28 protein-coding genes are annotated in these 25,532 nt (G+C 66.8%); 12 read left to right on the plus strand and 16 right to left on the minus strand.

Translation table 11 applies throughout. From position 1 onward, the window contains the following. The 7 genes from SM191_RS09245 to SM191_RS09275 form a co-directional block, all read right to left on the minus strand. Positions 1 to 1,350, minus strand: coding sequence for a S41 family peptidase (locus SM191_RS09245; protein WP_341505941.1), 1,350 nt, complete (start codon positions 1,348 to 1,350; stop codon positions 1 to 3). Between the two features lie 202 nt (positions 1,351 to 1,552). Next, positions 1,553 to 2,218 (minus strand): hypothetical protein, encoded by a 666-nt coding sequence (locus SM191_RS09250; protein WP_341505943.1) that lies wholly within the window; start codon positions 2,216 to 2,218, stop codon positions 1,553 to 1,555. A gap of 19 nt (positions 2,219 to 2,237) precedes the next feature. Beyond that, on the minus strand, positions 2,238 to 3,398 hold the full coding sequence (locus SM191_RS09255) for a murein hydrolase activator EnvC family protein (RefSeq protein WP_341505944.1): 1,161 nt from the start codon (positions 3,396 to 3,398) through the stop codon (positions 2,238 to 2,240). A 4-nt stretch (positions 3,399 to 3,402) separates the two neighbouring features. Continuing rightward, complete coding sequence (locus SM191_RS09260) at positions 3,403 to 3,825, minus strand: 23S rRNA (pseudouridine(1915)-N(3))-methyltransferase RlmH (protein WP_267434199.1); 423 nt, start codon at positions 3,823 to 3,825, stop codon at positions 3,403 to 3,405. Positions 3,826 to 3,843: 18 nt separating this feature from the next. After that, positions 3,844 to 4,248 (minus strand): ribosome silencing factor, encoded by a 405-nt coding sequence (rsfS, locus tag SM191_RS09265; protein ID WP_230482605.1) that lies wholly within the window; start codon positions 4,246 to 4,248, stop codon positions 3,844 to 3,846. A gap of 12 nt (positions 4,249 to 4,260) precedes the next feature. After that, positions 4,261 to 4,860, minus strand: coding sequence for a nicotinate-nucleotide adenylyltransferase (locus SM191_RS09270; protein ID WP_341505945.1), 600 nt, complete (start codon positions 4,858 to 4,860; stop codon positions 4,261 to 4,263). Continuing rightward, entirely contained in the window at positions 4,857 to 6,119 is a 1,263-nt protein-coding gene (locus SM191_RS09275; RefSeq protein WP_341505946.1) for a glutamate-5-semialdehyde dehydrogenase, read from the minus strand. The genes SM191_RS09270 and SM191_RS09275 overlap by 4 nt, the downstream gene beginning before the upstream one ends. Before the next feature lie 244 nt (positions 6,120 to 6,363). Between SM191_RS09275 and SM191_RS09280 the strand changes: the two genes are divergently transcribed. After that, positions 6,364 to 9,108 (plus strand): [protein-PII] uridylyltransferase, encoded by a 2,745-nt coding sequence (locus SM191_RS09280; protein ID WP_341505947.1) that lies wholly within the window; start codon positions 6,364 to 6,366, stop codon positions 9,106 to 9,108. 572 nt (positions 9,109 to 9,680) lie between these two features. Here SM191_RS09280 and infC read toward each other — a convergent pair. The 6 genes from infC to SM191_RS09310 form a co-directional block, all read right to left on the minus strand. Further along, positions 9,681 to 10,214, minus strand: a complete 534-nt coding sequence (gene infC / locus SM191_RS09285) for a translation initiation factor IF-3 (RefSeq protein ID WP_037569087.1) — start codon at positions 10,212 to 10,214, stop codon at positions 9,681 to 9,683. A 114-nt stretch (positions 10,215 to 10,328) separates the two neighbouring features. Then, positions 10,329 to 12,332: a threonine--tRNA ligase gene (gene thrS, locus SM191_RS09290; protein WP_341505951.1), complete on the minus strand. Its 2,004-nt coding sequence runs from the start codon at positions 12,330 to 12,332 to the stop codon at positions 10,329 to 10,331. Between the two features lie 95 nt (positions 12,333 to 12,427). Continuing rightward, on the minus strand, positions 12,428 to 13,177 hold the full coding sequence (locus SM191_RS09295; RefSeq protein ID WP_341505952.1) for an EAL domain-containing protein: 750 nt from the start codon (positions 13,175 to 13,177) through the stop codon (positions 12,428 to 12,430). A gap of 96 nt (positions 13,178 to 13,273) precedes the next feature. Beyond that, complete coding sequence (locus SM191_RS09300) at positions 13,274 to 13,462, minus strand: general stress protein (protein ID WP_261268887.1); 189 nt, start codon at positions 13,460 to 13,462, stop codon at positions 13,274 to 13,276. Positions 13,463 to 13,698: 236 nt separating this feature from the next. Further along, positions 13,699 to 14,460, minus strand: a complete 762-nt coding sequence (locus tag SM191_RS09305; RefSeq protein WP_341505953.1) for an SIMPL domain-containing protein — start codon at positions 14,458 to 14,460, stop codon at positions 13,699 to 13,701. Positions 14,461 to 14,477: 17 nt separating this feature from the next. Next, entirely contained in the window at positions 14,478 to 15,293 is an 816-nt protein-coding gene (locus SM191_RS09310) for an LD-carboxypeptidase (RefSeq protein ID WP_341505954.1), read from the minus strand. An 87-nt stretch (positions 15,294 to 15,380) separates the two neighbouring features. Between SM191_RS09310 and SM191_RS09315 the strand changes: the two genes are divergently transcribed. From SM191_RS09315 to SM191_RS09360, 10 genes are all read left to right on the plus strand, one after another. Next, a complete protein-coding gene (locus SM191_RS09315; protein WP_341505955.1) occupies positions 15,381 to 16,772 on the plus strand; it encodes a UDP-N-acetylmuramate--L-alanine ligase in 1,392 nt (463 codons plus the stop codon). A gap of 64 nt (positions 16,773 to 16,836) precedes the next feature. Further along, complete coding sequence (locus SM191_RS09320; protein ID WP_341505956.1) at positions 16,837 to 17,241, plus strand: hypothetical protein; 405 nt, start codon at positions 16,837 to 16,839, stop codon at positions 17,239 to 17,241. After that, on the plus strand, positions 17,238 to 17,438 hold the full coding sequence (locus SM191_RS09325) for a helix-turn-helix transcriptional regulator (RefSeq protein WP_306998285.1): 201 nt from the start codon (positions 17,238 to 17,240) through the stop codon (positions 17,436 to 17,438). Before SM191_RS09320 ends, SM191_RS09325 begins: the two co-directional genes overlap by 4 nt. Positions 17,439 to 17,499: 61 nt before the next feature. Beyond that, positions 17,500 to 17,754, plus strand: a complete 255-nt coding sequence (locus SM191_RS09330; protein WP_341505957.1) for a DUF6356 family protein — start codon at positions 17,500 to 17,502, stop codon at positions 17,752 to 17,754. Between the two features lie 253 nt (positions 17,755 to 18,007). Beyond that, positions 18,008 to 18,739: an alpha/beta hydrolase family protein gene (locus SM191_RS09335; protein WP_341505958.1), complete on the plus strand. Its 732-nt coding sequence runs from the start codon at positions 18,008 to 18,010 to the stop codon at positions 18,737 to 18,739. Next, the gene (locus SM191_RS09340; RefSeq protein ID WP_341505959.1) at positions 18,736 to 19,524 is read left to right on the plus strand and encodes a tetratricopeptide repeat protein; all 789 of its coding nucleotides are present in this window, start codon (positions 18,736 to 18,738) and stop codon (positions 19,522 to 19,524) included. Before SM191_RS09335 ends, SM191_RS09340 begins: the two co-directional genes overlap by 4 nt. A gap of 73 nt (positions 19,525 to 19,597) precedes the next feature. Next, positions 19,598 to 20,014: a VOC family protein gene (locus tag SM191_RS09345; RefSeq protein WP_306998277.1), complete on the plus strand. Its 417-nt coding sequence runs from the start codon at positions 19,598 to 19,600 to the stop codon at positions 20,012 to 20,014. 10 nt (positions 20,015 to 20,024) lie between these two features. Next, positions 20,025 to 20,741, plus strand: coding sequence for a hydroxyacylglutathione hydrolase (gloB, locus tag SM191_RS09350; RefSeq protein ID WP_341505960.1), 717 nt, complete (start codon positions 20,025 to 20,027; stop codon positions 20,739 to 20,741). 38 nt (positions 20,742 to 20,779) lie between these two features. Next, entirely contained in the window at positions 20,780 to 21,208 is a 429-nt protein-coding gene (locus SM191_RS09355; protein ID WP_341505961.1) for a hypothetical protein, read from the plus strand. Then, a complete protein-coding gene (locus SM191_RS09360) occupies positions 21,208 to 21,573 on the plus strand; it encodes a DUF6491 family protein (RefSeq protein ID WP_341505962.1) in 366 nt (121 codons plus the stop codon). The genes SM191_RS09355 and SM191_RS09360 overlap by 1 nt, the downstream gene beginning before the upstream one ends. 180 nt (positions 21,574 to 21,753) lie before the next feature. Here SM191_RS09360 and hslU read toward each other — a convergent pair whose 3' ends face one another. From hslU to phaR, 3 genes are all read right to left on the minus strand, one after another. Beyond that, a complete protein-coding gene (gene hslU / locus SM191_RS09365) occupies positions 21,754 to 23,052 on the minus strand; it encodes an ATP-dependent protease ATPase subunit HslU (protein WP_341505963.1) in 1,299 nt (432 codons plus the stop codon). A 24-nt stretch (positions 23,053 to 23,076) separates the two neighbouring features. Further along, on the minus strand, positions 23,077 to 23,619 hold the full coding sequence (gene hslV / locus SM191_RS09370) for an ATP-dependent protease subunit HslV (RefSeq protein WP_058744342.1): 543 nt from the start codon (positions 23,617 to 23,619) through the stop codon (positions 23,077 to 23,079). Between the two features lie 258 nt (positions 23,620 to 23,877). Then, positions 23,878 to 24,432 carry a polyhydroxyalkanoate synthesis repressor PhaR gene (phaR, locus tag SM191_RS09375; RefSeq protein ID WP_306998264.1) on the minus strand — a complete coding sequence of 185 codons (555 nt, stop codon included), beginning with the start codon at positions 24,430 to 24,432 and terminating at the stop codon, positions 23,878 to 23,880. 44 nt (positions 24,433 to 24,476) lie between these two features. Between phaR and SM191_RS09380 the strand changes: the two genes are divergently transcribed. Next, a complete protein-coding gene (locus SM191_RS09380) occupies positions 24,477 to 25,523 on the plus strand; it encodes an alpha/beta fold hydrolase (protein ID WP_341505964.1) in 1,047 nt (348 codons plus the stop codon). Positions 25,524 to 25,532 lie beyond the last annotated feature (9 nt).

Consider the following 25,532-nt stretch of genomic DNA (forward strand, 5'->3'; position numbering starts at 1 on the left):
TCACTTCACCGGCGGCTTGGTGGCGGCGGCAACCTGCGCGGGACCGCCCAGCCGTGCGACGGTCTTCAGCGCATAATAAAGCTGGAAGTCCTCGACCCCCTGCTTCTTCAACGCTTCGGGTGTCATCGCGAAGCGCGGATCGTCCTTGGTATCCTCTTCCAGGATCGCGTTATCCGCCTTCACCTCGTTGATCAGGTGGCGGCGCAGATCGGCCTCGCGAAAGACGGGACGCGTCTTGTAATCGGGGTCGGAGATCTGCGGCACCTTGATGTCCGGCTCGATCCCGCCCTCCTGCACCGACCGGCCCGAGGGGGTGTAGTAGCGCGCGGTGGTCAGGCGGAGCGCCGTCTCCGGCCCCAGCGGCAGCAGCGTCTGGACCGACCCCTTGCCAAAGCTGCGCTCACCCATCACCAGCGCGCGGTGATGATCCTGGAGCGCGCCCGCGACGATCTCCGACGCGGAGGCGGTGCCGGAGTTGGTCAGCACGATTACCGGCAAGCCATGCGCGTCGTCGCCCGGCTTGGCGTAATAACGCTCGATATCGGTCTTCTCGCGACCGCGCTGCGACACGATCTCGCCATGGTCCAGAAAGGCGTCGCTGACCGCGATCGCCTGGGTCAGCAAGCCGCCGCCATTGTCACGCAGGTCGACGACATAGCCCAGCGGCCGATGCCCCAGCGCCTTGTCGATCGCCATGATCGCCGCGCGCGTGTCCGCGCCGGTATTCTCGGAGAAGGTGTTGATGTTGATATAGCCGACATCGCCCTTCACCTCCCACTTGACCGGGCGCTGGACGATGACCTCGCGAGTCAGGGTCAGCTCGATCGGCTTGTCGCGGCCGGGACGCACGATGGTCAGGTTGATCTTGGTGCCCGGCTTGCCCCGCATCTGGCCGATCGCCTCGTCCAGCGACTGGCCGTAGATCAGCTTGCCGTCGATATGGGTGATATAGTCGCCCGACTTCACGCCCGCCCGGCCCGCAGGCGTATCCTCCTGCGGCGCGATGACCTTGATCGCGCCGTCCTCCATCGAGACGGTCAGGCCCAGACCGCCATAATTGCCCTCGGTCTGGATCTTCAGATTGTCGAAATCGAGCGCGTCGACATAGCTGCTATGCGGGTCGAGCGCCGCCAGCATCCCCTGGATCGCGCCCTTGATCAGCGTGTCGTCGTCGACCTTGTCGACATAATCGGCCTTGATCCGGTTATAGACGTCGAGGAACCGGTCGAACTGGCGGACCGTGGAACTGTCGACCGCCGCCATCGCGGAGGTGGTGATCGGCACCATGGCCAGCGCGCCGACAATGGCAGTAGCAGTCAGAAGCGGACGTTTCGGCAGCGTACGGGGCATCGAGGGTCCTGGACCAGAAAAGCGGACCGCCTGTGTAGCGGCAAGCCGGGAGCAATCAAAGCGCAACCGTGCTGAACGAGGGCTGAGCGGGGGTGGGGTTCGCGTCGAGAGTGGGGAGCAACGACGATGCCGGAGAAGGGGCCATTTCCGAAGGGACCAGATATAGGGAAACCGACTTCGCCACACTGATCGCCAGCGATCCTCAATATGACCGCTGCTTGATGCCCCATCGGCCTTCATCGAAGGTGACGATCCAAAGATTACTGTGGTGGCTCACCGCTGTCCCATCGGCCCGGTCCCGCGTGTATTCAACAACAAGGTGAACCTTGCGGGGGCTGGTGAGAACCGCCCGCTTGTCATGGTAGGTAGTGCGGTCCCAACCTGTTGATGCACTCAGGTCGTCAAAGAAGGAACTCGGAAGCTGACCGGGGCCATCCCAAACTACCAGATTTTCGCCGGACAGGATAACGTGCGGAAAATGTAGCAACCCATCCATTCCGTGAAGGTTGCGCGCGTTGAACTGATCTGTGAAAGCCTCAACGCATCGCAGTGCAGCTTCAACCATCGCTGCTTCGTCAGCGCCGTCTTCGATCGGGATAAATAGTGCGTTCGGGTCACTCATCCCGGCAGTTTGGTGCATTAAGTGCCAAGCCGCAATGTTGTGCGCCACCCATTCCCAGAAACGAACCAGTGACAAGATCCGGTTGCGCCGATCATGCTGATGGACACCTACCGGCTTCGCTTTCCCAAAACCTGTTCCCGATTGCGCCTCCCCAAAACGGCCGTTTGAAGACGGGAAAATGGGAAAGATCGCGCTGCAAGAACGGCAACGTCGATGACGCGAACGGCGCGATGGATCGGGGAGCAAGCAAAGCCCTTGCGCGCCCTCACCCCAAGATCGCCGCGATATCCATCGGTCGCCCGTCACGCCGCAACTCCACCGTCACGCGCGGCTCCCAACCGTTCCGCCCCCGCCCCGCACGGCCGAGCACCGTGCCCGCCGCGACCCGCTGGCCCGGCTTGACCGCGATGCCGCCCAGGCCCGTGACCAGGCTGGTCCACCCTGCGCCATGGTTGACGATGACGATCCCGCCATAGCCCCGGAACGCCCCCGCATAGCGGACCTCGCCGCCCGCAGGTGCGACGACGGGCGCATAGGGGACGGTCGCCAGCGTGATGCCGCGCGCACGGACGCCCGAGTCCGAAATCTCGCCGAAGCCGCCCGCGACCTTGCCTCGCACCGGCAGGCGATAGGTGCCGGGCGCGATGGCCGGGCCGATGACGCCGGGCGCAAGCGGGCGTGAGAGCGGCCCCGGAAGCGCCAGCAATTCGCCCGCCGTCGCATGGGCCTCGCCGCGTTCGGCCATGCGGTCGACAATGTCGCGCGCCGCTTCGCCCAGTGCCAGCGCGCGGTTGGATTCGTCGACCGCCACCTGCACCAGCGCATCGGCACGACCACGATGACGCGCCTCCAGCCGGGCCAGCGTCTGGCGTTCGGCCTCCAGCCTGGTGGTCGTGGCGGCCAGCGCCCGCGCCGCCACGACCACCTGCGCGCGGACGCGGCGGGTGGCGGCCAGTTCGGTGCGAACCGCCGCCGACCGCGCGGCGATGACCGGCGATACGGTGGCGAAGACGGCGCGGACATGCGCCAGATCGGCGATCGAGCCGGGTTGCGCCACCGCCGCGACCGGGGGCCTTGCCGCCATGCTCTGCATCGCCGCCAGCAGATGCGCGAGCGGGGCCTGCGCCTGCGCCAGCCGCGCCCGTTGCCGGGCCAGCAAACCGGCGACCAGATCGACCCGCGCGCGCGCCGCCGTCACCTCCGCCTCCGCCGCCGCGACGCGCGCCGCCATGGCCCGCTCCCTGGCCTGGGCGATGGCGGCGGCATCGCGTTCGGCCCCGGCCTGTCGCTCCAGCGCCGCCGCCCGTGCCTGTGCCGCCGCCGCGCCCGCGCGCGCATCGGCCAGGCGGCGCTGGTCGGCGGCGATGTCGGTCGCGCCGAGCAGCGCCAGGGCCGCCAGCGCCAGCACGCCATGACGCCGCTTCACACGCCTATCCCTCGCGGTGATAGGGATGGTTGGCGAGGATGCTGGTCGCGCGGAACAGTTGCTCGGCCAGCATCGCGCGCGCCATCATGTGCGGCCAGGTCGCCCGGCCATAAGAGATGAGCAGGTCGGCGCGGGCCCGGTCGGCATCCTCGAACCCGTCCGCCGCGCCGATCATGAACCGGCACTCGCGCACGCCATCGTCGCGCCAGCGCTCCAGCCGACGCGCGAAATCCATCGAGGACAGGTTCTCGCCCTTCTCGTCCATCAGGACCAGGCGCACCTGTCCTTCCAGCGGAGGGACCTTCCCCCCTGTGTCGGGGAGTTCGGTGACCTTGGTCGGCCAGCCGATCCGCTTGATATAGCGATCGACCAGCTCGGCCTCGGGCGAACGGCCGATCCGCCCGCGCGCGACGATATGCAGCAGCACGGGGCGGACCCTAAAGCGTCAGAGTTGGCGGTCGGCGGGACTCGCGGGCGGGGTCGGCGCATCGCCAAAGGCCCACATGCGCTCCAGATTGTAGAAGGTGCGGACCTCGGGCCGGAACAGGTGGACGATCACGTCATTGGCGTCGATCAGCACCCAGTCGGCGGTCGGCAGGCCTTCGATCCGCACCGAGCGGCCGAACTCGGCCTTGATCTTCTCGGCGAGCTTCATCGCCATCGAGGCGACCTGCCGGGTCGAGCGACCGCTGGCGATCACCATGAAATCTGCGATCGACGACTTGCCCGCGAGCGGGATCGAAATCGTCTCCACCGCCTGGTCGTCGTCGAGCGAGGCGAGAATGAGGCGGTGCAGCGCCTCCACCTCGGCAGGATCGGACGGACGCGGCGATTGCGGGGAAGTGGCCAAGTGAGCTCCTGTTCAGGGGACGTTCCGGCCCATATGCCGAAACCAGTCCGGATCGCGGGCCCGAAGGCCCGTGGCGGAAGTCGGGTCGGGGCGGAAGCGCAACAGCACGAAGGCCGGCAAACTCCACATCGTCCAGTTCTTCGCCTGGCCCGGACGCCTCTGGAAACGTCTGAACCAGCCCAGCGCGGGTGTCGCGTGGGCGGCGGCATTGTACCCCGGACGGCCGATAACCGCAATCGGGATCGCGCGCGCAATCGAACGCCACCCGCGCCACCTATGAAATTGCTCCAGATTATCCTCGCCCATCAACCAGATAAAGTCATGGCCGGGATAGCGCCGGGTGATCGCGCGCACCGTATCCAGCGTGTAGCGGGTGTGCAGGTCCCGCTCGATCGCGCTCGCCCGGATCGGTGCGCGGCGCGCCATCCGCTCCGCCGATGCCAGCCGCGCCGCGAAGGGCGCCATGTCGCTGGCGCCCTGCTTCAACGGGTTGCCCGGCGACACCAGCCACCACATTTCGTCGAGGTCGAGCGCGCGGATCGCGTCCAGGGTGATGCGGCGATGGCCGCGATGCGCGGGATTGAACGACCCGCCGAGCAGGCCGATCCTCACCCTCTGATCTGCCCCGTGCCCCGCCCGATCCATTTATAGGTGGTCAGCCCCTCCAGCGCGACCGGGCCGCGCGCGTGCAGTCGCCCGGTGGCGATGCCGATCTCCGCGCCCAGCCCGAACTCGCCACCATCCGCGAACTGGGTGGAGGCGTTCCACAGCACGATCGCGCTGTCGACTTGCGCCAGAAAGCGTTCGGCGACGGCGTCATCCTCCGCGACGATCGCGTCGGTATGGTGCGATCCATGCGCGGCGATATGCGCCATCGCGCCGTCCACCCCATCGACCAGTGCCACGCTGGCGATCGCGTCGAGATATTCGGTATCCCAGTCCTCAGCCGTCGCGGCGTCGAGCCCCGGCACGATCTCCCGCACCGCGTCGTCGCCGCGCACCGTGCATCCGGCGTCCACCAGCGTCGCGACCAGTTCGGCGGCATGGCAATAGGCCCGGTCGATCAGCAGCGTCTCCATCGCGCCGCAAACGCCGGTGCGTCGCATCTTGGCATCGCGCACGACGCGCCGGGCCATCTCGTGATCGGCCGAGCCATCGACATAGACATGGTTGATCCCGTCGAGATGCGCGAGCACCGGCACCTTCGCCTCGGCCTGCACGCGCGCGACCAGGCTCTTGCCGCCGCGCGGGATCAGCAGGTCGATCAGCCCCTCCGCCGCCAGCATCGCGCCCACGGCCGCCCGGTCGGTGGTGGGGACGAGTTGCACCGCGTCCGCCGGACCGCCCGCCGCCGTCCAGCCCGCGACGAAGGCGGCATGCAGCGCACGGTTGCTGTGCACCGCCTCCGAGCCGCCGCGCAGGATCGCGGCATTGCCCGCCATCGCGCACAAAGCGGCGGCATCGACGGTGACGTTGGGGCGGCTTTCATAGACGATGCCGATTACCCCCACCGGCACACGGACGCGCGAGAGATGGAGGCCATTGGGCCGGGTGCGTTCGTCAATCCGGTCGCCGACGGGATCGGGCAGCCCCGCCACCGCCTCGATCCCTTCGACGATGCCCGCGATCCGTGCGTCGTTCAGGCGGAGCCGGTCGAGCATCGCGGACGACAGACCATTGGCCTCACCCGCCGTCACGTCGCGCGCATTGGCCTCCAGCACCGCCGGGATCGCGTCGCGGATCGCCCGCCCTCCGGCACGCAGCGCGTCGGCCTTGGCTGCGGTCGGCATCCGGGCGAGCCGCTTCGCGGCGGTGCGGGCGCGGGCTCCCATGTCGGCGATCAGGGCGGGAATGTCGTGATGGTCGGCCATTCGGGCTCGGTATCATGGTCGGGCGTGGGGCCCAAGCATGGTAATCTTGGTCGGCGGAAAGCGCAGGGCTCTGCCCCTCCACCATGCTTCGCATGGTCCCCCTCCCCAAGCACAGCTTGGGGAGGATTTGGGATACGCCATTCCTCCCCAAGCTGTGCTTGGGGAGGGGGACCGCGCCCGAAGGGCGTGGTGGAGGGGCTTTCCCCTCTCCATTTGTTCATCCCAAGCCCCTATGACATTCCCCATGCACAGCCGTTTCGAATCCCTCCCCAACCGTCGCGCCATCGTCGATCGCCGGGCGCTCGCCGAACAGGTCGCCGCGCTCGGCATCACCGGGCCGGAGGGGCGGACGCGGGTCACGCCGATCCTTCGCGCCGCGCTCGACGCCGGGCGGCAGGAGGTGGCGCGGCGGCTTTCGGTCCATCCGTCGCGCGGGCTGGAGGCGGCGGCGGCACAGGCCTATCTGACCGATCAGGTGCTGCGGGTGCTGTTCGATTTCACCACCGAGACGCTCTACCCGCTCAGCAACCCCACGGCGGGCGAGCGGCTGACCCTGATCGCGGTGGGTGGCTATGGCCGGGGCGAAATGGCGCCCTATTCGGACGTCGATATCGGCTTCCTCACCCCCTTCAAGCAAACGCCCCATGCCGAGCAGGTCATCGAATCGATGCTCTATTCGCTCTGGGATCTGGGGTTGAAGGTCGGCCATTCCAGCCGATCGATCGACGAGATGATCCGGCAGGCGCGCGCCGACGTGACGGTGCGCACCGCGCTGCTCGAGGGGCGGTTCCTCTGCGGCGACCAGGCGCTGTATGACGAGGCGTCTCGCCGCTTCAAGGCGGAGATCCAGACCGATTCGCACCGCCAGTTCATCGCCGACAAGCTGGCCGAGCGCGACCTGCGCCACCGCAAGATGGGCGACACCCGCTATGTCGTCGAACCCAATGTCAAGGAGGGCAAGGGCGGGCTTCGCGACCTGCACGCGCTCTTCTGGATCGGCAAGTACGTCTATGACGTGGACCGCGCCGCCGACCTGATCGACCGGGGCCTGTTCACCCGCGAGGAATATCGCCAGTTCCACCGCGCCGACAATTTCCTATGGGCGGTGCGCTGTCACCTCCACACCATCACGGGACGCGCGGAGGACCGGCTGACCTTCGACGTGCAGCGCCAGATCGCCGAGCGGATGCGCTTCTCCGACCGGCCCGGCAAGGCCAAGGTCGAGCGGTTCATGCAGCTCTATTTCCTGCAGGTGAAGACGGTCGGCGCGCTGACCGGCGCGTTCCTGGCGCATCTGGACGAGCGGTTCGCGGCGCGCGGCCATCGCTTCGGCCTGCCCACCATCCGCCGCCGCCCGCGCCGGTTGAACGGCTTCGTGCTCGATCGCGGGCGGCTGGCGCTGCCGCGCGACGATTTCTTTCAGGAAGACCCGGTCCGCCTGATCGAGATATTCCAGCTCGCCGACCGCTATGAACTGGAGGTCCATCCGCTGGCGATGCGCGCCGCGTCGCGCGATGCCAAGCTGGCCGACGATATCCGCCACGACCCGCGCGCCAACGCCCTGTTCCTCGATGTGCTGACCAGCCGCCACGACCCCGAACTCGTGCTGCGCTGGATGAACGAGGCGGGGGTGTTCGGTCGCTTCCTGCCCGATTTCGGCCGCATCGTCGCGCAGATGCAGTTCGACATGTACCACCATTACACCGTCGACGAGCACACCATCCGCGCGCTGGGCCTGCTCGCCCGGATCGAGCGGCAGGATATGGTCGAGGAGCACCCCGTCGCCTCGGCGATCATCGGCCAGATCGTGTCGCGGCGCGTCCTCTATGTCGCGGTGCTGCTGCACGATATCGCCAAGGGGCGCGGCGGCGACCATTCGATCCTGGGGGCGGAAGTCGCCGAACGGCTCTGCCCGCGCCTGGAGCTGACCGACGCGGAGACCGAGACGGTGGCCTGGCTGGTCCGCTGGCACCTCCTCATGTCCGCGACCGCGTTCAAGCGCGACCTGTCGGATTTCAAGACGATCCTCGATTTCTGCGAGACGGTGCAGAGCCCCGAGCGGCTTCGCCTGCTGCTGGTCCTGACCATCGTCGATATCCGCGCGGTCGGCCCCGGCACCTGGAACGGGTGGAAGCGCCAGCTGCTCTCCGACCTGTACGAAGCCGCCGAGGAGGTGCTTCGCCTGGGCCACAAGCAGCGCGGGCGGACCGAGCGGATCGCGGCCAAGCAAGCGCGGCTGGGCGAAGCGCTGGGCTGGCCCGAGGCGCAGATAGCCGCGCATGTCCGCCGCCTGCCCGAGGCCTATTGGATCGCCGAGCCCGAGGATGTGCTCCTCCATAACGCACGGCAGATGGCGGCGGCGGGTGATGCGCAATTGTCGATCGACGCGCAGGTCTATGCCGAGCGTGGCGCGACGCTGGTGTCCATCTACGCCGCCGACCACCCGGGGCTGTTCTACCGCATCGCGGGGGCGATCCATGTCGCGGGCGGCAACATCATCGATGCGCGCATCCACACGACGCGCGACGGCATGGCGATCGACAATTTCCTGGTGCAGGACCCGTTGGGCCGCCCCTTCGACGATCCGGGTCAGCTCAGCCGCCTGCGTCGCGCGATCGAGGATGCGCTGGCCAATCGCAACAAGCTGGCCGACCGGCTGGTCGCCAAGCCCTCGATCCGCCCGCGCGCCGACGCCTTTCCGATCGCGCCCAATGTGTTGATCGACAACCGCGCATCGAACCGCTTCACCGTGGTCGAGGTCCATGCCCGCGACCGCCCGGCATTGCTCAACCAGCTCGCCCATGCGCTGTTCCAGTCGAAGGTGACGATCCATTCGGCGCATGTCGCGACCTATGGCGAGCGCGCGGTCGACGTCTTCTACCTGACCGACCTGACCGGCGACCAGATCACCAATGGCGGGCGGTTGAAGACGTTGGAGAAACGGTTGCTGGGCGCGGCGGCGGGGGAAGCGTTGGAGATTGCGGCTTAGGGCGCCATTGCCCCACTTCCGTTCAGCCTGAGCGAAGTCGAAGGCCACGGGATAACGCTCGCGGCAGAAGTTCGGGCATGCACTTCGACTTCGCTCAGTGCGAACGGGCTCTGGGTTGGCGCGGAGGCGCAGAGGACGCCGAGACAGGGGATCGCGCATAGCGCCTGAACCCGCCCTATCCTTACCACCCCGGCGAAGGCCGGGGTCCAGTTCCTCTGCCCTAAGTGATATGCCATGGCGCATCCACGACATCGCGCCTGAATCGCTGCTGGCCCCCGGCCTTCGCCGGGGTGGTGCGAAACGCGGGACGGTTCTGCTTTCGTCAGCGCCCCCCCAATCCTCCCCTGCCCTTCTGGAAAAGAAGGAACATAGAGCGGGCGGATGGTCGTGCCGATTTCGCTCAAGTTGAACGGCGGCGACGAAGGGCAAATCCTCTTCGCGCCCTCGCGACTTCGCGCGAACACGATCTCCGCGTCCTCCGCGCCAACCAAAGAAAAACCCCGGCAGCCCAAAGGACTCCGGGGTCTTTCAAAGCCATCACCCGGAGGTTCACACCCCCGAGTCGACCAAGCTCACTTCGGCGCCAGCACCATCAGCATCTGGCGGCCTTCCATGCGCGGATAGGCTTCGACCTTGGCGACCTCGGCCACCTGTTCCGCCACGCGCTGGAGCACGTTCATGCCGAGCTGGCCATGGCTCAGCTCGCGACCGCGGAAGCGCATGGTGACCTTCACCTTGTCGCCCTCGCCGATGAATTCGACCACCTTCTTCATCTTGGTGTCGTAATCATGGTCGTCGATGTTCGGACGCATCTTGATCTCCTTGATCTCCTGCGTCTTCTGCGACTTGCGGGCGAGGTTCGCCTTTTTTTGCGCCTCGTACTTATACTTGCCGACGTCGAGGAACTTGGCGACGGGCGGATCGGCGTTGGGCGACACCTCGACCAGGTCGAGTCCCAGTTCCTGGGCCTGGGCCATCGCTTCGCGCGTGTACATCACGCCGAGATTCTCGCCCTCATGGTCGATGACGCGAACCTTGGGGCTTTGGATCCACTCGTTGAATCGGGGACCGTTCATCGGCGGCGCCTGCATCGGACGGCGCATCATGGGAGGACGTATGGGTATTTCTCCTGTGGCAATTACCCTCGCAATATAAGCGATCGGGCGTCAATTTGAAAGGGCGAGACAAACGCCTCGCCCTTCGATTCGATATTCGGTGGTTCAGCCGCGCAGATCGGGCGGAGTCGCTTCCTCGCGCAGCATCGCGATGGCCTCGTCCAGCGTCATCACCTCCTGCGCCTGGCTGCCCAGACGGCGGACGGCGACCTTGCCTTCCTCCGCCTCGCGCTTGCCGACGACCAGCAGCACCGGCACCTTGGCGACCGAGTGTTCGCGCACCTTGTAGTTGATCTTCTCGTTGCGCAGATCGGTTTCGACCCGGATGCCCGCCGCCGCCAGCTTCGCCGCCGCCTCTTCCGCATAGCCGTCCGCGTCCGACACGATCGTCGCGACCACCGCCTGCACGGGTGCGAGCCAGACGGGGAAGCGGCCCGCATAATGCTCGATCAGGATGCCGATGAACCGCTCGTACGAGCCGAAGATCGCGCGGTGGAGCATGATCGGGCGATGCCGTTCGCCATCCTCGCCGATGTACGACGCATCGAGTCGCTCGGGGAGAACGCGGTCCGACTGGATGGTGCCGACCTGCCAGGTGCGACCGATCGCATCGGTCAGATGCCATTCCAGCTTGGGCGCATAGAAAGCCCCCTCGCCCGGCAGCTCTTCCCAACCATATTGCTCGGTCGCCAGCCCCGCCCGCACGACCGCGTCGCGCAGCTCGGTTTCCGCCATGTCCCACATCTCTTCGGTGCCGAAGCGCTTTTCGGGGCGCAGCGCCAGCTTGATCGAATAGGTGAAGCCGAAATCCTTGTAGATCCGGTCCGCCAGTTCGCAAAAGGCGCGGACTTCCTCGACGATCTGGTCCTCGCGGCAGAAGATATGCGCGTCGTCCTGGGTGAACTGGCGCACACGCATCAGGCCGTGCAGCGCACCATGCGGCTCGTTGCGGTGGCAGCAGCCATTCTCATAGAGGCGCAGCGGCAGGTCGCGGTACGACTTGATCCCCTGGCGGAAGATCAGGACGTGCGCCGGGCAGTTCATCGGCTTCAGCGCCATCCACTGCGCATCGTCCGACACCAGCGGGCCTTCGTCCTCGGTGTTCGGCACCTCGTCGGGGATGACGAACATATTCTCGCGATACTTGCCCCAGTGCCCGGACTGCTCCCACTGGCGCGCGTCCATCACCTGCGGGGTCTTCACCTCGCGATAGCCGGTGCCGTCGATCGCGCGGCGCATATAGGCTTCCAGCTCGCGCCAGATGCGATAGCCCTTGGGATGCCAGAAGACCGAGCCATGCGCTTCCTGCTGGAGGTGGAACAGGTCCATCTCGTTGCCCAGCTTGCGATGGTCGCGCTTGGCGGCTTCCTCCAACCGGGTCAGATGCTCGGCGAGCTGTTTCTTGTTCAGCCAGCCGGTGCCGTAGATGCGGCTGAGCATCGCGTTGTTCTGGTCGCCGCGCCAGTACGCGCCCGACACGCGGGTCAGCTTGAAGGCATTGGGATCGAGCTTGCCGGTCGAGGCCAGATGCGGCCCCCGGCACATGTCGAGCCAGGCATCCTCGCCCTTGCCGGCGCGATAGACGGTTAGTTCCTCATCGTCGGGCAGTTCGGCGGCCCACTCGGCCTTGAACGTCTCGCCCTGCTGCTTCCAGCGCTCGATCAGTTGCTCGCGGGTCCAGACCTCGCGGATCAGCGGCTCGTCGCGCGCGATGATCTTGCGCATCTCGGCCTCGATCGCGGGCAGGTCCTCTTCGGTGAAGGGCCGGTCCTTGGGCGCGAAGTCGTAATAGAAGCCGTCATCGGTCGACGGGCCGAAGGTGATCTGCGTGCCGGGAAACAGTTTCTGCACCGCCTCGGCCAGGACATGCGCATAATCGTGGCGCGCGAGTTCGAGCGCGTCGGCCTCGTCCTTCGCCGTCACCAGCGCGAGCGCGGAGTCGCCCTCGAACGGGCGCATGATGTCGCGCAACTCGCCATCGACGCGCGCGGCGATCGCAGCCTTGGCCAAGCCCGGTCCGATCGCGGCGGCGATGTCCGCGGGAGTAGTTCCGGGCGCGACCTCACGGACGGAACCGTCGGGCAGCGTGATACGGAACATCGCGGACATGGATACTCTCTTCGATAGCTATAGGGTGATGCGCCCGCGGAACCGGACGCGCGGGGCTCTATAGGGAAGAATCCGCGCGGCGTATATGGGGTGGCTCAGGCGCGCCCCTGCACCCTCGGCAGCGTCCCCAGCGCGGGACGGGCATACCAGTAACCCTGATGATAGCGCACGCCCAGTTCGTTCAGGGTCGCGGCCTCGGCGGCGGTTTCGATCCCCTCCGCGATCAGCAGCGTGTCGAGTTCCGCGCACATGCCCACCATGGCGCGGACGATGGCACGGCGGCGAGGATCGGTGTCGATGTCGCGGACCAGTTCCATGTCGAGCTTGACCTCGTCGGGGTGGAAGCGAACGAACCGGTCCAGCCCCGAATGGCCCGAACCGAAATCGTCGATCGCGACGGAGAAGCCGATCTGCTTATAGGTGTCGATGATCCCGGCGACATGCTCGGGCGAGCCCATCTGCTCATTCTCGGTGAACTCGAAGATCAGCCGCTCGACCGGCAGGCCCTGGGCCTGGGCGGTGCGCAGGGTCAACTGGATACAGGCCATCGGCGAATAGACCGCATTGGGCAGGAAGTTGATCGACAGCCGCGCGTCACCCCCCATGATCCCCGCCGCCATCGCGGTCTCGATCGCCTTGACCCGGCACGCCTGATCGAAGGAATAGCGATTGGCCTCGGTCACCTGCGACAGGACGCTGTACGCGCCCTCTCCCTCCAGCCCCCGGATCAGCGCCTCATAGGCGAAGGGCAGACCGGTGGTCGTATCCACGATCGGCTGAAACGCCATCGCGAACGGGATATCGAAATCGACACCATCGCGGCATCCGGTACAGATTTTACGCATTTCCATCCACTTGCCCTAGGCGCAAATGGTTAACGCAAGCTGCCGTGCCGAAAGAAAAGGGCGGCGCCGGTCCGTTACCGCCGCCGCCCCTGTCGGTCAGCGACCGCCGCTATGGCTGGCCTGACCGCCCTTGGAACCGGCTTCCGCCGCGCGTTCGGGATCGTTCTTGAAATTGCCGCCGCTTTCCTGGCCACCCTTGCGCCCGGCTTCGGAAGCCTTTTCGCGGTCATTGGCGAAGTTGCCCGGATTGTTCTCGCGGCCACCGCCGCCATTGCTGTCTGCCATGATGGCTCTCCTATGTGCGCCCCCGGCGACAGACGATGGTACGGCCCTTCAAGTTTCGGAAAGCACGCGAACAATATTATTCTGCATAAACGCCTAGAAATGATCTGGTTTATGGAGCGAAGCGGCAGGAATGCCGCGTCACTTCACCCACATCATTATCCGTATCAGAGAAGATACCGCTTCAAGCGCCCCCAGGGACGCGCAATGTCGAGCGACATCACGCACCCCGGGTGCGATCATTGATCGATTGCGTAGGATACCATCAATGTCACGCGCGTCTGGATCGGCTCGGGCGTGAGGACGATGGCAACGGGCGGTGGCATGACGACCGTCATCGGCGGGGCAGGAGTCGCGAACCCCTTGTCCAGCATCATATCCCTGTCGTCGCTCAGATAATCCGAATCCTGCACGCGCAACAGCGGCCCCAGCTTCGCGCCAGAACCTTCGGCAATCAACCGCGCCTGCTCGCCGGCATTGACCAGCGCGGCGCGAAGAGCCTGTCGTCGCGCACCCTGGGGATCGCTGAGCCCGAACTCGCCGACGCTGACATCTTGACCGCCGAGCCGACCGATCAGGCTCACCACGCTCCCGGCCTCATCGACCTGTGGGGTTTCGATCGTGACGGGCATCGTCGCCGCATAGCCCTGGATCGCACATGAACCGGCAGCGGGTTTCGCGATAACGGGGAAATCGGAAGCACCCGGTTCACACCGGGCGGGGCGAACCGGTCGAATGGAAAATCGCGACGCCTGCCAGCGCATCTTCCCCTTCAGATGACCCGAGACACCTGAACTGATCGCCTTCGCATCATCGCGAACCTTGGCGGCGGCCTCATCGGAGGTCTTGCCTTCTCCAGCCACCGTGAAGCCGATCGTGACCCGGCCGGGCGGGGCTTGTACGACACCCGTTGCCGATACCATGATCTGCGGTCGCGACGGCACTTGCGCTCCCGCCGTCGCGGCCATCCCGAGCATCATTCCGAACAGCATAGCTCGCATAGTCTCCCCCCTCGTCCTCACACGATCCCGAACGGCACCACATGATTGTCCTGGATATGCCCGATCCGCGCGCGTCCCAGATAGGGCACGCCCATCTCGCCGCACCAGCGCTGGATCATATATTCCAGCGTCTCGCCCCATTCTGGTTCGTTGGGCTGGACATTGCTGACCGCGCCCAGCCTTACGCCCGCCACGCCCTTCAACTGGGTGGCGTTGGCCATGGTGAACAGCATCCGGTCGACCGCATAGAGATGCTCCGACACCTCCTCGATGATCAGGACATGGTCGGTCAGGTCGGGCAGCCAGGGCGTGCCGATCAGCGCGTGCAGGATCGACAGGTTGAACGCCGCCGCCGGACGTCCGTCGAGTCCGGGCTCCAGCCCCTGCCGGTCGCCGCTGACCAGCCAGCCGAGCGAGCGCGCCACCGTGACGTCGCCCTGCTGGCGCCGGATATCGCTCGCCATCGGCCCGTGCACCGGCCGCCCGATCCGCCGGGCGTAGAGCGCGGCCAGCACGAAGCCGAGATCGGAATAGCCGATATAGGTCTTGTACCCCGCCGCCGCGTTGAGGTTCGGCATGACCCGCGACAGGATGCGGTTCGATCCATAGCCGCCCCGCAGGAACCAGATCGCATCGATCCCGGGATCGTTGGCGAATTCCAGGAAGGCCGAGGCGCGGCGTTCGTCGGACCCCGCGAAATGCCCGTCCTGCTCATAGCATTGCGGGTGAAAGATCAGGTCGACCTCTGGATAGGCGATGGCGGCGAAGGCGCCGACCGGCGCTTCGGCGGCGGGGTTGCCGATGCTGGCCGGGGCGAGGATTCCGATCTTCATTTCAGCGCGTCCCTTCACTGCCGATTTGGGGCTGCCCATCCGGCCGGGCATTGCCCTGCACCACCAACTCGCCGATAGCGTGGCGCCATGACCAACGGCAATTCCTGTTTTCTGGTGGGCATCGGCGGATCGGGGATGATGCCCCTCGCCATGATCCTGCGCGCGCGTGGATGGACGGTGGCGGGCTCCGACAGGGGACTCGACCAGGGGCGGGTCGCGGCCAAGTTCGATGCGCTGCGCGCCGCCGGGATCGCGCTGTTCCCCCAGGACGGATCGGGGGTGACCTCGCCCGATCAGCTGGTCATCGCCTCGGCGGCGGTGGAAGAGACGGTGCCCGACATCGTCGTCGCCAACCGGCTGGGCTGCCCCCGCGCCACCCGCGCCCAGATGCTGGCCACCCTGTTCAACGACAGCCGCCTGCCGATCGGCGTGGCGGGGACCAGTGGCAAGTCGACCGTCACCGGCATGATCGCCTTCATCCTGCATGAAACCGGCCGCGATCCGACCGCGATGAACGGCGCGGTGATGAAGGACTTCGTCTCGCCCGACAGCCCCTTCGCCAGCGCGCTCGTCGGCGGCGGCGAGGCGTTCGTCAGCGAGGTGGACGAAAGCGACGGTTCGATCGCGCTCTATGACCCAGCCATCGCGGTGCTGAACAATGTCAGCCTGGACCATAAGTCGCTGGAGGAATTGCGCACCCTGTTCGGCGGATTCGCCAAGCGCGCGCGCCACGTCGTCGCCAATGCCGGCGATGCCGAGACGGCGGCGTTGCTGGCGGACCTGCCCAACCTGACGACCTTCGCGGTCGGGGGGGCGGCCGATCTGGTCGCCGAAGCGCTGAAGCCCGAGCCCTTCGCGATCCGGTTCGACCTGGTGACCGGCGGCGCGGGCTATCGGGTCCGCCTGTCGGTGCCGGGCCGCCACAATGTCTCCAACGCGCTGGCCGCCATCGGCGCCAGCATGGCGGCGGGCGTGCCGTTGGTCGACGCGATCCGCGCGGTCGAGCGCTTCACCGGCCTGAAACGCCGGTTCGAGAAGGTCGGCGAGGCAAAGGGCGTGACCGTGATCGACGATTTCGGCCACAACCCCGACAAGATCGCCGCGACGCTCGACACGCTCCACGCCTTTCCGGGACGCTTGCTGATCCTGTTCCAGCCACATGGCTATGGCCCGTTGAAGGTCATGCGCCGCGAACTGGTCGACAGCATCGCCGCGCGAATGAAGCCCGGCGACGTGCTGGCGATGCCCGACCCCGCCTATTTCGGCGGGACCGTCGCGCGCGAGGTGACCAGCGCGGACCTCATCGCGGACCTGCGCGATCGCGGAGTCGACGCCCGCCACATCGCCGACCGTGCGGCGGCAGCGGAGGCGCTGGTCGCCGAGGCGCGGGCGGGCGACCGCATCGTGGTGATGGGCGCGCGCGACGATACGCTCAGCCTGCTGGCGCAGGACATGGTGGGGCAACTCGCCGCCACGTAAAGGACGCTTGACGTAAAGCGAGCTTTTCATGTAAAGTATCCTTCACATTCGAAGGAGGTTCGTCATGGCTTTGTCGTCCGCAACACGTCGTTATCAGCGTCGGGTCATCCTGCTCGCGATCCTCTATGCGGCCCTGCTATTCTCGGCGGTATATCTGCTGAACCGCCATATGGTTGGCGGTGCGGCGGCCTATCTTATCGGGGTGTTGCCCGCCTTGCCGGTCATCGGTTTCTTCGTCGCGATCGGCCTGTACATGACCGAGGAGCGGGACGAGTATCTGCGGATGCTGCTGGTCCGGCAGTCGCTGATCGCCACCGGCCTTTCGATGACGGGAGCGACACTGTGGGGCTTTCTGGAAGGGTCCGATCTGCTCCCGCATCTCGTCGGCTATGCCTGGCCGATCCTGTGGTTCGGGGGACTGGGCGTGGGCGCGTGCGTCAACCGGTTCGTCGAGGGCCGCACGGAATGAACAACCATCTTCGCACCTTGCGCGCCGAGCGCGGCTGGAGCCAGCAGGACCTTGCCGAGCGGTTGGAGGTCAGCCGCCAGAGCGTCAACGCGATCGAGACGGGCCGCTACGACCCTTCGCTGCCCCTCGCCTTCAAGATCGCCGAGTTGTTCGAACGCCCGATCGAGGAGATTTTCGTCAGCCCGTCGCGAGGCTGATTTGGCCAATCCCCATCGTCATGATAGGATCGATGCGAACGGCCATAGGAGATCGCAGACCATGTTCCGTCGCCTGTTTACCGATCATCCCGACAGCGTCGGCGAAAGCTATGTCCAGCATTTCGGCGTCGCCGCGCGGTTCGGTGGGATCATGATCATCGGCGGACTGGGCGCGATCGTCCATGCGGTGGTGCCGGGGCTGTGCACCACGACCGGCAGCGATACGGTGGCGCGGCTCCACGCCGAGATGGTCGCCAAGCGGCGCAAGGTTCAGGCGGCGCAGGCGCAGATGAAGAGCGTGGAATATGTGATCTGAGGGGGAACGCCCCTCCACCACTCGCTGGCGCGAGCGGTCCCCCTCCCCAAGCAAGCTTGGGGAGGAATGATCCCCACACCCTGTTCCACCCCCACCGTCCGTTCGGCCTGAGCCAAGTCGAAGGCCACGCCCCGAATCTTCGCCCGGATCCCCCTTTGGCGACGCGACTCCCGTGGCCTTCGACTTCGCTCAGGCTGAACGGAGGTTAGGAGTGGCGCTTTCCATCGTCCCGCCCAGACCCTAAATCCTCCGCATGACCGACACCGCCACCGCGCCTCGCCCCAACCTCGCCTATCACTGGACCGAGGGCACCGGCCCCGCGATCGTCTTCCTGCCCGGCTATGCCTCGGACATGCAGGGGTCGAAGGCATTGGCGCTGGAGGCATGGGCACGCGCACAGGGCCGCGCGTTCCTGCGCTTCGATTATGGCGGGTGCGGCCAGTCGGAGGGGGCGTTCGAGGATCAGGCGCTGGCCGACTGGCGCGACGATGTCCTCGCCATGCTCGACGATGTGGTGAAGGGCCCCGCCGTGCTGGTCGGATCGTCGATGGGCGGCTGGCTGATGCTGCTCGGCGCCAAGGCGCGGCCCGACCAGGTCAAGGCGCTGGTCGGGATCGCGCCCGCGCCCGACTTCACCGACTGGGGCTTTTCGACTGAGGAGAAGATGACGCTGCTCCAGAGCGGTCGACTGGAACGTCCCAATCCCTATGGCCCCGCCCCCACCGTCTATACCCGCCGTTTCTGGTCGTCGGGGGAGGCCAACCGCCTGACCTTCGGCCCGATCGCCTTCGACGGACCGGTCCGGCTGCTCCAGGGCATGGCCGACCCCGATGTGCCGTGGCACCGCACCACCCATCTGGCGCAGCTTTTCCGTTCAGCCGATGTGCAGACTCTGTTGATCAAGGATGGCGACCACCGCCTGTCGCGCGACGGCGACATCGCGCTGCTGATCCGCGCCGTCGAAGAAGTGTCGAGCCCGCTATGATCCTGTTCCCCCTCGCACTCGCCGCCGCCGTTCAGGCGTCCCCCAAGCCCGCCGCCAAGACACCGCCGCCGCCATCCGCCGCGCTGCCCGCCGACCCGCGCGAGGCGCGCTATCAGCACTGCGTCGTCATGGCCGAGCGGAGCCCTGCCGCCGCGCGGATGGAGGCGAGCAGTTGGACGCTGGCGGGCGGCGGCTATTTCGCGCAGCAATGCCTGGGTCTCGCCTACACGACCGAGCGGCAATGGGCGGCGGCGGCCAGCGCCTTCGAACAGGCGGCGCGCGCCGCCGAAACCGCGCATGACATACGCGCCGCCAATTACTGGTCGCAGGCGGGCAACGCCTTTCTGGCGGCGGGCGATGCAGCGAAGGCCCGCGCCGCGCTGGATGCGGCGCTCGCCTCGGGCGACCTGGCCGGCTTCGCGCGGGGTGAGGCACAGCTCGACCGTGCGCGGGCGCTGGTCGCAGCGGGACAGCCCGTGGCGGCGCGGGTCGATCTGGACGCCGCGCTGGTCAACGCCCCCGCCGATCCGCTCGCCTGGCTGTTGTCGGCGACGCTGGCGCGGCGGATGAAGGATCTGCCGCGCGCGCAGAAGGACATCGCCCAGGCGCTGGCCCGCTCCGCCGACGACCCCAATGTCCAGTTGGAGGCGGGCAATATCGCCGCCACCGCTGGGGACGAAGCGACCGCGCGCAAGGCGTGGAGCGAGGCCGCCCGGCTCGCCCCGCCGGACAGCCCGATCCGCGCCGAAACCGCCAAGGCGCTGTCGCAATTCCCGTCACGCTGATCCTTATCGCACGTCAAAGCCGCCCGGCCCCCGACGGATTAGAATGACCATCGCGTCACAGGCAGGAGCTTCCATGCGCTATCTTCACACCATGATCCGCGTCAGCGACCTCGACGCCAGCATCCGCTTCTTCGAACTGCTGGGCCTGAAGGAGGTGCGCCGCATCGATAACGAGGCGGGGCGCTTCTCGCTGATCTTCCTGGCTGCGCCGGGGGACGAGGGCCGTGCCGAGGTCGAGTTGACCCATAATTGGGACCCGGAAATCTATACCGGCGGCCGGAATTTCGGCCATCTCGCCTACCGCGTCGACAATATCTACGAGACGTGCCAGCGCCTGATGGACGCGGGCGTGACGATCAACCGGCCGCCGCGCGACGGGCATATGGCCTTCGTCAAGACGCCCGACGGCATCTCGATCGAATTGTTGCAGGACGGTGCCCTGCCCTCCGCCGAACCTTGGGCCTCGATGCCGAACGTCGGAAGCTGGTAAGAGAGCTTCCATGGAAATCGTCCGAGTCCCGGTCCTCAGCGACAATTACGCCTGGCTGATCCACGATGCGGGCCACACCGTCGCGCTCGATCCGGGCGAGGCCGCGCCGGTCGCCGCCGCCGCGTCGGCGCGCGGCTGGACCATCGAGCAGGTCTGGCTGACCCATTGGCACCCCGATCATGTCGGCGGTGCGCAGGCGTTGCAGGCGCAGGGCGCGCGGGTGGCGGGCCCGGCGGCGGAGGCGGCGAAGATCGCCGGGCTCGACACGCTGCTGGCCGAGGGAGACGACATCGCCATCGGCGACGCGCGCGCGACCATCTGGTCGGTGCCGGGACATACGGCGGGGCATATCGCCTTTCACTTCGACGACCGGGCGGTGATCTTCACCGGCGACACGCTATTCGCCATGGGCTGCGGTCGGCTGTTCGAGGGGACGGCGGAGCAGATGCATGCCAATATGCGCCGCTTCGCCGCGCTGCCCGGCGACACGCGAGTCTATTGCGGCCACGAATATACGCTGTCCAACGCCCGGTTCGCGGCGGTGGCGGAACCCGACAACGGCGCCATCGCCGACCGGCTGGTCGAGGTGACGGCGATGCGCGAACAGGGCGAGCCGACCATTCCGACGACCATCGCGCTGGAACGGGCGACCAACCCCTTCCTCCGTTCGGTCGATGCGGCCGAACTGGCGGAGCGGCGTGCAGCCAAGGACGCGTTCAAGGGTTAAGTCATTGCTACGGGGGTTTTTGTGATGGAGGCTGAAAGATGCGTTTCCGAACCCTGCTCCCCCTGACGACCATGGCCGCGGCGATCGCCGGATGCACGCCCACCCCGGCGCAACAGGCGCGGATCGAACAGGCCGCCGCGACCAACCGGGCCGATCTCACCGCCGCCTTGCGCGGCCTGACGCCGGGCAAGCCGACCCAATGCATCGGCCAATATACCACGCGCCAGGTCAACGCCTATGGCCCGACCATCGTCTATACGATCAGCCCGCGCCTGAAATTCGTCAGCCAGACGGCGGGCGGTTGCGAGGGGATCGGGCAGCGGTCACGCAACGACATCCTCGTCACGCGGACGACCACGGGACAACTCTGCTCGGGTGACATCGCCCAGACGGTGGACCGTACCTCGGGCTTCTTCACCGGCAGTTGCAGCTTCGGGGCGTTCGTCCCCTATCGAAAGGAGCGGTGATGCGCGCGCGTTTCGCCACCGTCGCGGTACTGGCGCTCGGCCTGACGGCGGCCAGGTCGGACCCCTTTGCCGGACGGACCGCCGGACCGCCCGCGCAATGCGTCGACACCAGCGTCACCATGTCGGGACCGTCCATCTATGACGACAATAGCATCGTCATCAATCCGGGCGGAAAGCGCATGTGGAAGGCCAAGGTTCGCGGCCAGTGCCCGGGCTTGCGCCCCTTCAACACGCTGATCGTCGAGCGCTGGGGATCGCAGATCTGTCGCAACGACCGGTTCCAGGTGCTGCAACAGGGGATGTCGATTCCGTCGCAATGGTGTTTCTTCGACGGGTTCGTGCCCTATGAGCGGGGGAGGAAATAGGGGGGTGTCTCAAGCCGCGTGGCTTGGGGCCTTCCCTCCCCCATCCCCTCCCGCCCGCGGGAGGGGAGCGGCAAGGACCAACGGTTACGCTTCAATTCCGCCGCCTCGAACGGGGCACGCCCCTCCCGCAGGCGGGAGGGGATGGGGGAGGGCCCGGTGTCTCACCGAGCCCCACCCCGATCACAAGACGAACCGGCTCAAATCCGTATTCCGCGCCACCGCCGACAATTGCTTGTCCACATAGGCCGCATCCACGGTCAGCGTCGTGCCCTGGCGATCCTCCGCCTCGAAGCTGATCTCTTCCAACAGCTTCTCCATCACCGTCTGGAGCCGCCGCGCGCCGATATTCTCGACCTGCCCGTTCACCTCGGCGGCGATGCGGGCGATGGCGGCGATGCCGTCCTCGGTGAAGGAAATCTCCACCCCCTCGGTGCCGATCAGCGCCTTATACTGGGCGGGCAACGACGCCTTGGTGTCGGACAGGATGGCGACGAAATCCGCCTCGGTCAGGGCCTTCAATTCGACCCGGATCGGCAGACGCCCCTGAAGCTCGGGCAACAGGTCTGACGGTTTGGCGACATGGAAGGCGCCGGATGCGATGAACAGGATATGGTCGGTCTTCATCGGGCCGTATTTGGTCGAAACGGTCGTGCCCTCGATCAGCGGCAACAGGTCGCGCTGCACACCCTCTCGGCTGACCGAGCCGCCGCGCACGTCCGACACCGCGATCTTGTCGATCTCGTCGAGGAAGACGATCCCATTCGCCTCGGCATCGGCCAGCGCCGCGCGGCTGACCTCGTCCTGGTCGAGCCGCTTGTCCGCCTCTTCCTCGACCAGCTTGGTCCAGGCGGCGGAGACGGTCAGCTTGCGGCGCTTGAGCGGCTGGCCGCCGCCGAACGCCTTGCCCATCATTTCCGACAGGTTGATCATCTGCGGCGCGGCGCCGGGAATCTCGAACGGCATGGCCGGGGCCTGTTCCAGTTCGATCTCGATCTCGGTCTGATCGAGATGGCCGTCGCGGAAGCGCTGGCGGAACGCCTCGCGCGTCGCCTGGCTCGAATCCTTGCCGACAAGCGCATCGAGCAGGCGGTTCATCGCCGCCTCTTCCGCCTTGTCCTTCACCGCGACGCGGCGACGTTCCTTCTCCAGCCGGATCGCCTCTTCGACCAGGTCGCGCGCGATCTGCTCGACATCGCGGCCGACATAGCCGACCTCGGTGAACTTGGTCGCCTCCACCTTGACGAAGGGCGCATCGGCCAGCTTGGCCAGACGGCGGCTGATCTCGGTCTTGCCGCAACCGGTGGGGCCGATCATCAGGATGTTCTTAGGCGTCACCTCGTCGCGCAAATCCGCGCCCAGCCGCTGGCGACGCCAGCGGTTGCGCATCGCGACGGCCACGGCGCGCTTGGCGTCGGCCTGGCCGATGATATGCGCGTCAAGCGCGGCGACGATCGCCTTCGGGGTCAGCTGGTCGTTCATGGGAGCTTTCGGATTTCTGGGAAGTTACTGCGCGCCGTCGATGGCTTCGAGCGTGACGCGATCATTGGTGTAGACACAGACATCGGCGGCGATCGCCATCGCCTTGCGCGCGATCGTCTCGGCATCCTGTTCGTAATCGACCAGTGCCCGCGCCGCCGCGAGCGCGTAATTGCCGCCCGAGCCGATCGCACAAATGCCGTTCTCCGGCTCCAGCACGTCGCCGTTTCCGGTCAGGATCAGCGTCACGTCCTTGTCGGCGACGATCATCATCGCCTCCAGGTTGCGGAGGAACTTGTCGGTCCGCCAGTCCTTGGCGAGTTCGACCGCCGCGCGCAGCAACTGGCCGTTATGCCGCTCCAGCTTGGCCTCCAGCCGCTCGAACAGGGTGAAGGCATCCGCCGTCGCGCCCGCAAAGCCGCCGATGACCGAGCCGTCGCCCAGCCGCCGGACTTTGCGCGCATTGGGCTTCATGACCGTCTGGCCCATCGAAACCTGACCGTCCCCGGCCACCACCACCCGGCCGCCGCGACGGACCGAGCAAATCGTCGTGCCATGCCAGGTCGGCATGGCGTGTTCATTCCCGCTCATGCGCGGCGATATGGAGGTGGGGGGCGGCGGGTTCAATGGAGACCTGTTGCGGCCGTTCGGCCTGAGCGAAGTCGGAGGCCGCGCTCGACCATTGCGGCTCACGATCCTCCCCGGCACGGGGAGGTGGCAGGGCGCAAGCCCTGACGGAGGGGGGCTTCCACACAGGACCTTCCTCGCGGCAAGCCCCCTCCACCGCCGCTTCGCGACGGTCCCCCTCCCCGTGCCGGGGAGGATCGATTACTCGCCCAGCTTCTCGATCTTGTCCTTGAGCGCCGCGAGTTCGGCCTTCAGCGCGGCCATCTCCGCATCCTTGCCCGCCGCAGGAGCCGCAGCGGGAGCCGGCCCCGCCGCACCGGGCTTGAACCCCTGGGTCGCCGCCTCGAACATCGCCAGGTTGCGCTTGGCGAGATCGGCGAAGGGCGTGTTGGCGAAGGCCCCCTCGACCGCCGACTTGAACTGTTCCTGGTTCCGGCGGAAGCTGTCCATCGACGCCTCCAGATAGCCGGGCACCATCGCCTGCATCGAGTCGCCGTACATCGAGATCAACTGGCGCAGGAAATTGACCGGCAGCATCGTCTCACCGCGGCTTTCCTCTTCCATGATGATTTGCGTGAGGACATTATGGGTGATGTCTTCGTCGGTCTTGGCATCGACCACCTTGAAGTCGCGCCCCGCCCGGATCATCGCCGCGAGATGGTCGAGCGTGATGTAGGAGGAGGTTTCGGTGTTGTAGAGCCGCCGGTTCGCGTATTTCTTGACGATCACGATGCCGTCCGCCGCCTGCTTCTTCATCGACCCCCGCCTTTCCTGTCATGATTTTGGTGCAGCCTAACGCCATGGATTTCGCATCGCAACACGGACCGCGCCCTCTGCCCCTGTTCCTGGCGATGTTGCGCAGCGAGGCCACGGCGAATCCGGAATTGGTGCAACGCGCCATGGAGGGCTTGCGGCGATTCCAGGCGGCGAAGCGCGAGCGCTCGATGCGCGCCCTGCCGGTGCGGCGACGGCGCGGGCGGGTGAAATTGCGGGATGCGGGAGGAGAAGGTCGCCCCGTCCTGTTCGTGCCCTCGCTGATCAACCCGCCATCGATCCTCGACCTGTCTCGCGACCGCTCGCTGATCCGCTGGCTTCGCGGACGGGGCTTCCACCCCTGGCTGATCGACTGGGGCACGCCCGGCGCGAAGGATCGCGACATGGACGTGGCAGGCCATGTCGAGCGTTTCCTTCTGCCGCTGATCGCCACCTTCCCCGAGCCGCCGGTGCTGGTCGGCTATTGCCTGGGGGGCACGCTCGCCATGGCGGCGGCGGCGCGGAGCAAGGTGGCGGGATTCGCCACCATAGCCGCGCCCTGGCATTTCACCGGCTATGGCGAGGAGGCACGCGCCGCGATGACCGCGATATGGGCCGCGATCAAGCCGACCTCCGAGGCTCTGGGCCTCGTTCCCATGGAGGCGTTGCAGGCGGGCTTCTGGCAACTCGATCCGGCGCGGACCATCGCCAAATATGCCGGTTTCGCCGATCTCGATCCGCGCAGCGAGGCGGCGCGCCGCTTCATCCGGCTGGAGGACTGGGCCAATCAGGGCGCCCCCCTGCCCCATGCCTTTGGGCGCGAATTGTTCGAGGAATTGATCGCGCTGGATCGTCCCGGCCAGGGACAATGGCGCGTGGCGGGCGATATCGTCACACCATCGCAATGCGACGCCCCTAGCGTCGAATTCGTCGCCACCGCCGACCGGATCGTCCCCGCCGCCACCGCGATCGGGCTGGCCGACCGGCGGGCGGGCGGTACGGGCCATGTCGGCATGGTCGTCGGGGGACGCGCGGAAGAACAGCTATGGCAGCCATTGGCCGACTGGATCGCCGCGCTGCCCGCGCCTAGATAGAGAGAAAGT

Origin of the sequence: Sphingomonas sp. 2378 (assembly GCF_038084995.1) — a bacterium.
Classification (GTDB): Bacteria; Pseudomonadota; Alphaproteobacteria; order Sphingomonadales; family Sphingomonadaceae; genus Sphingomonas.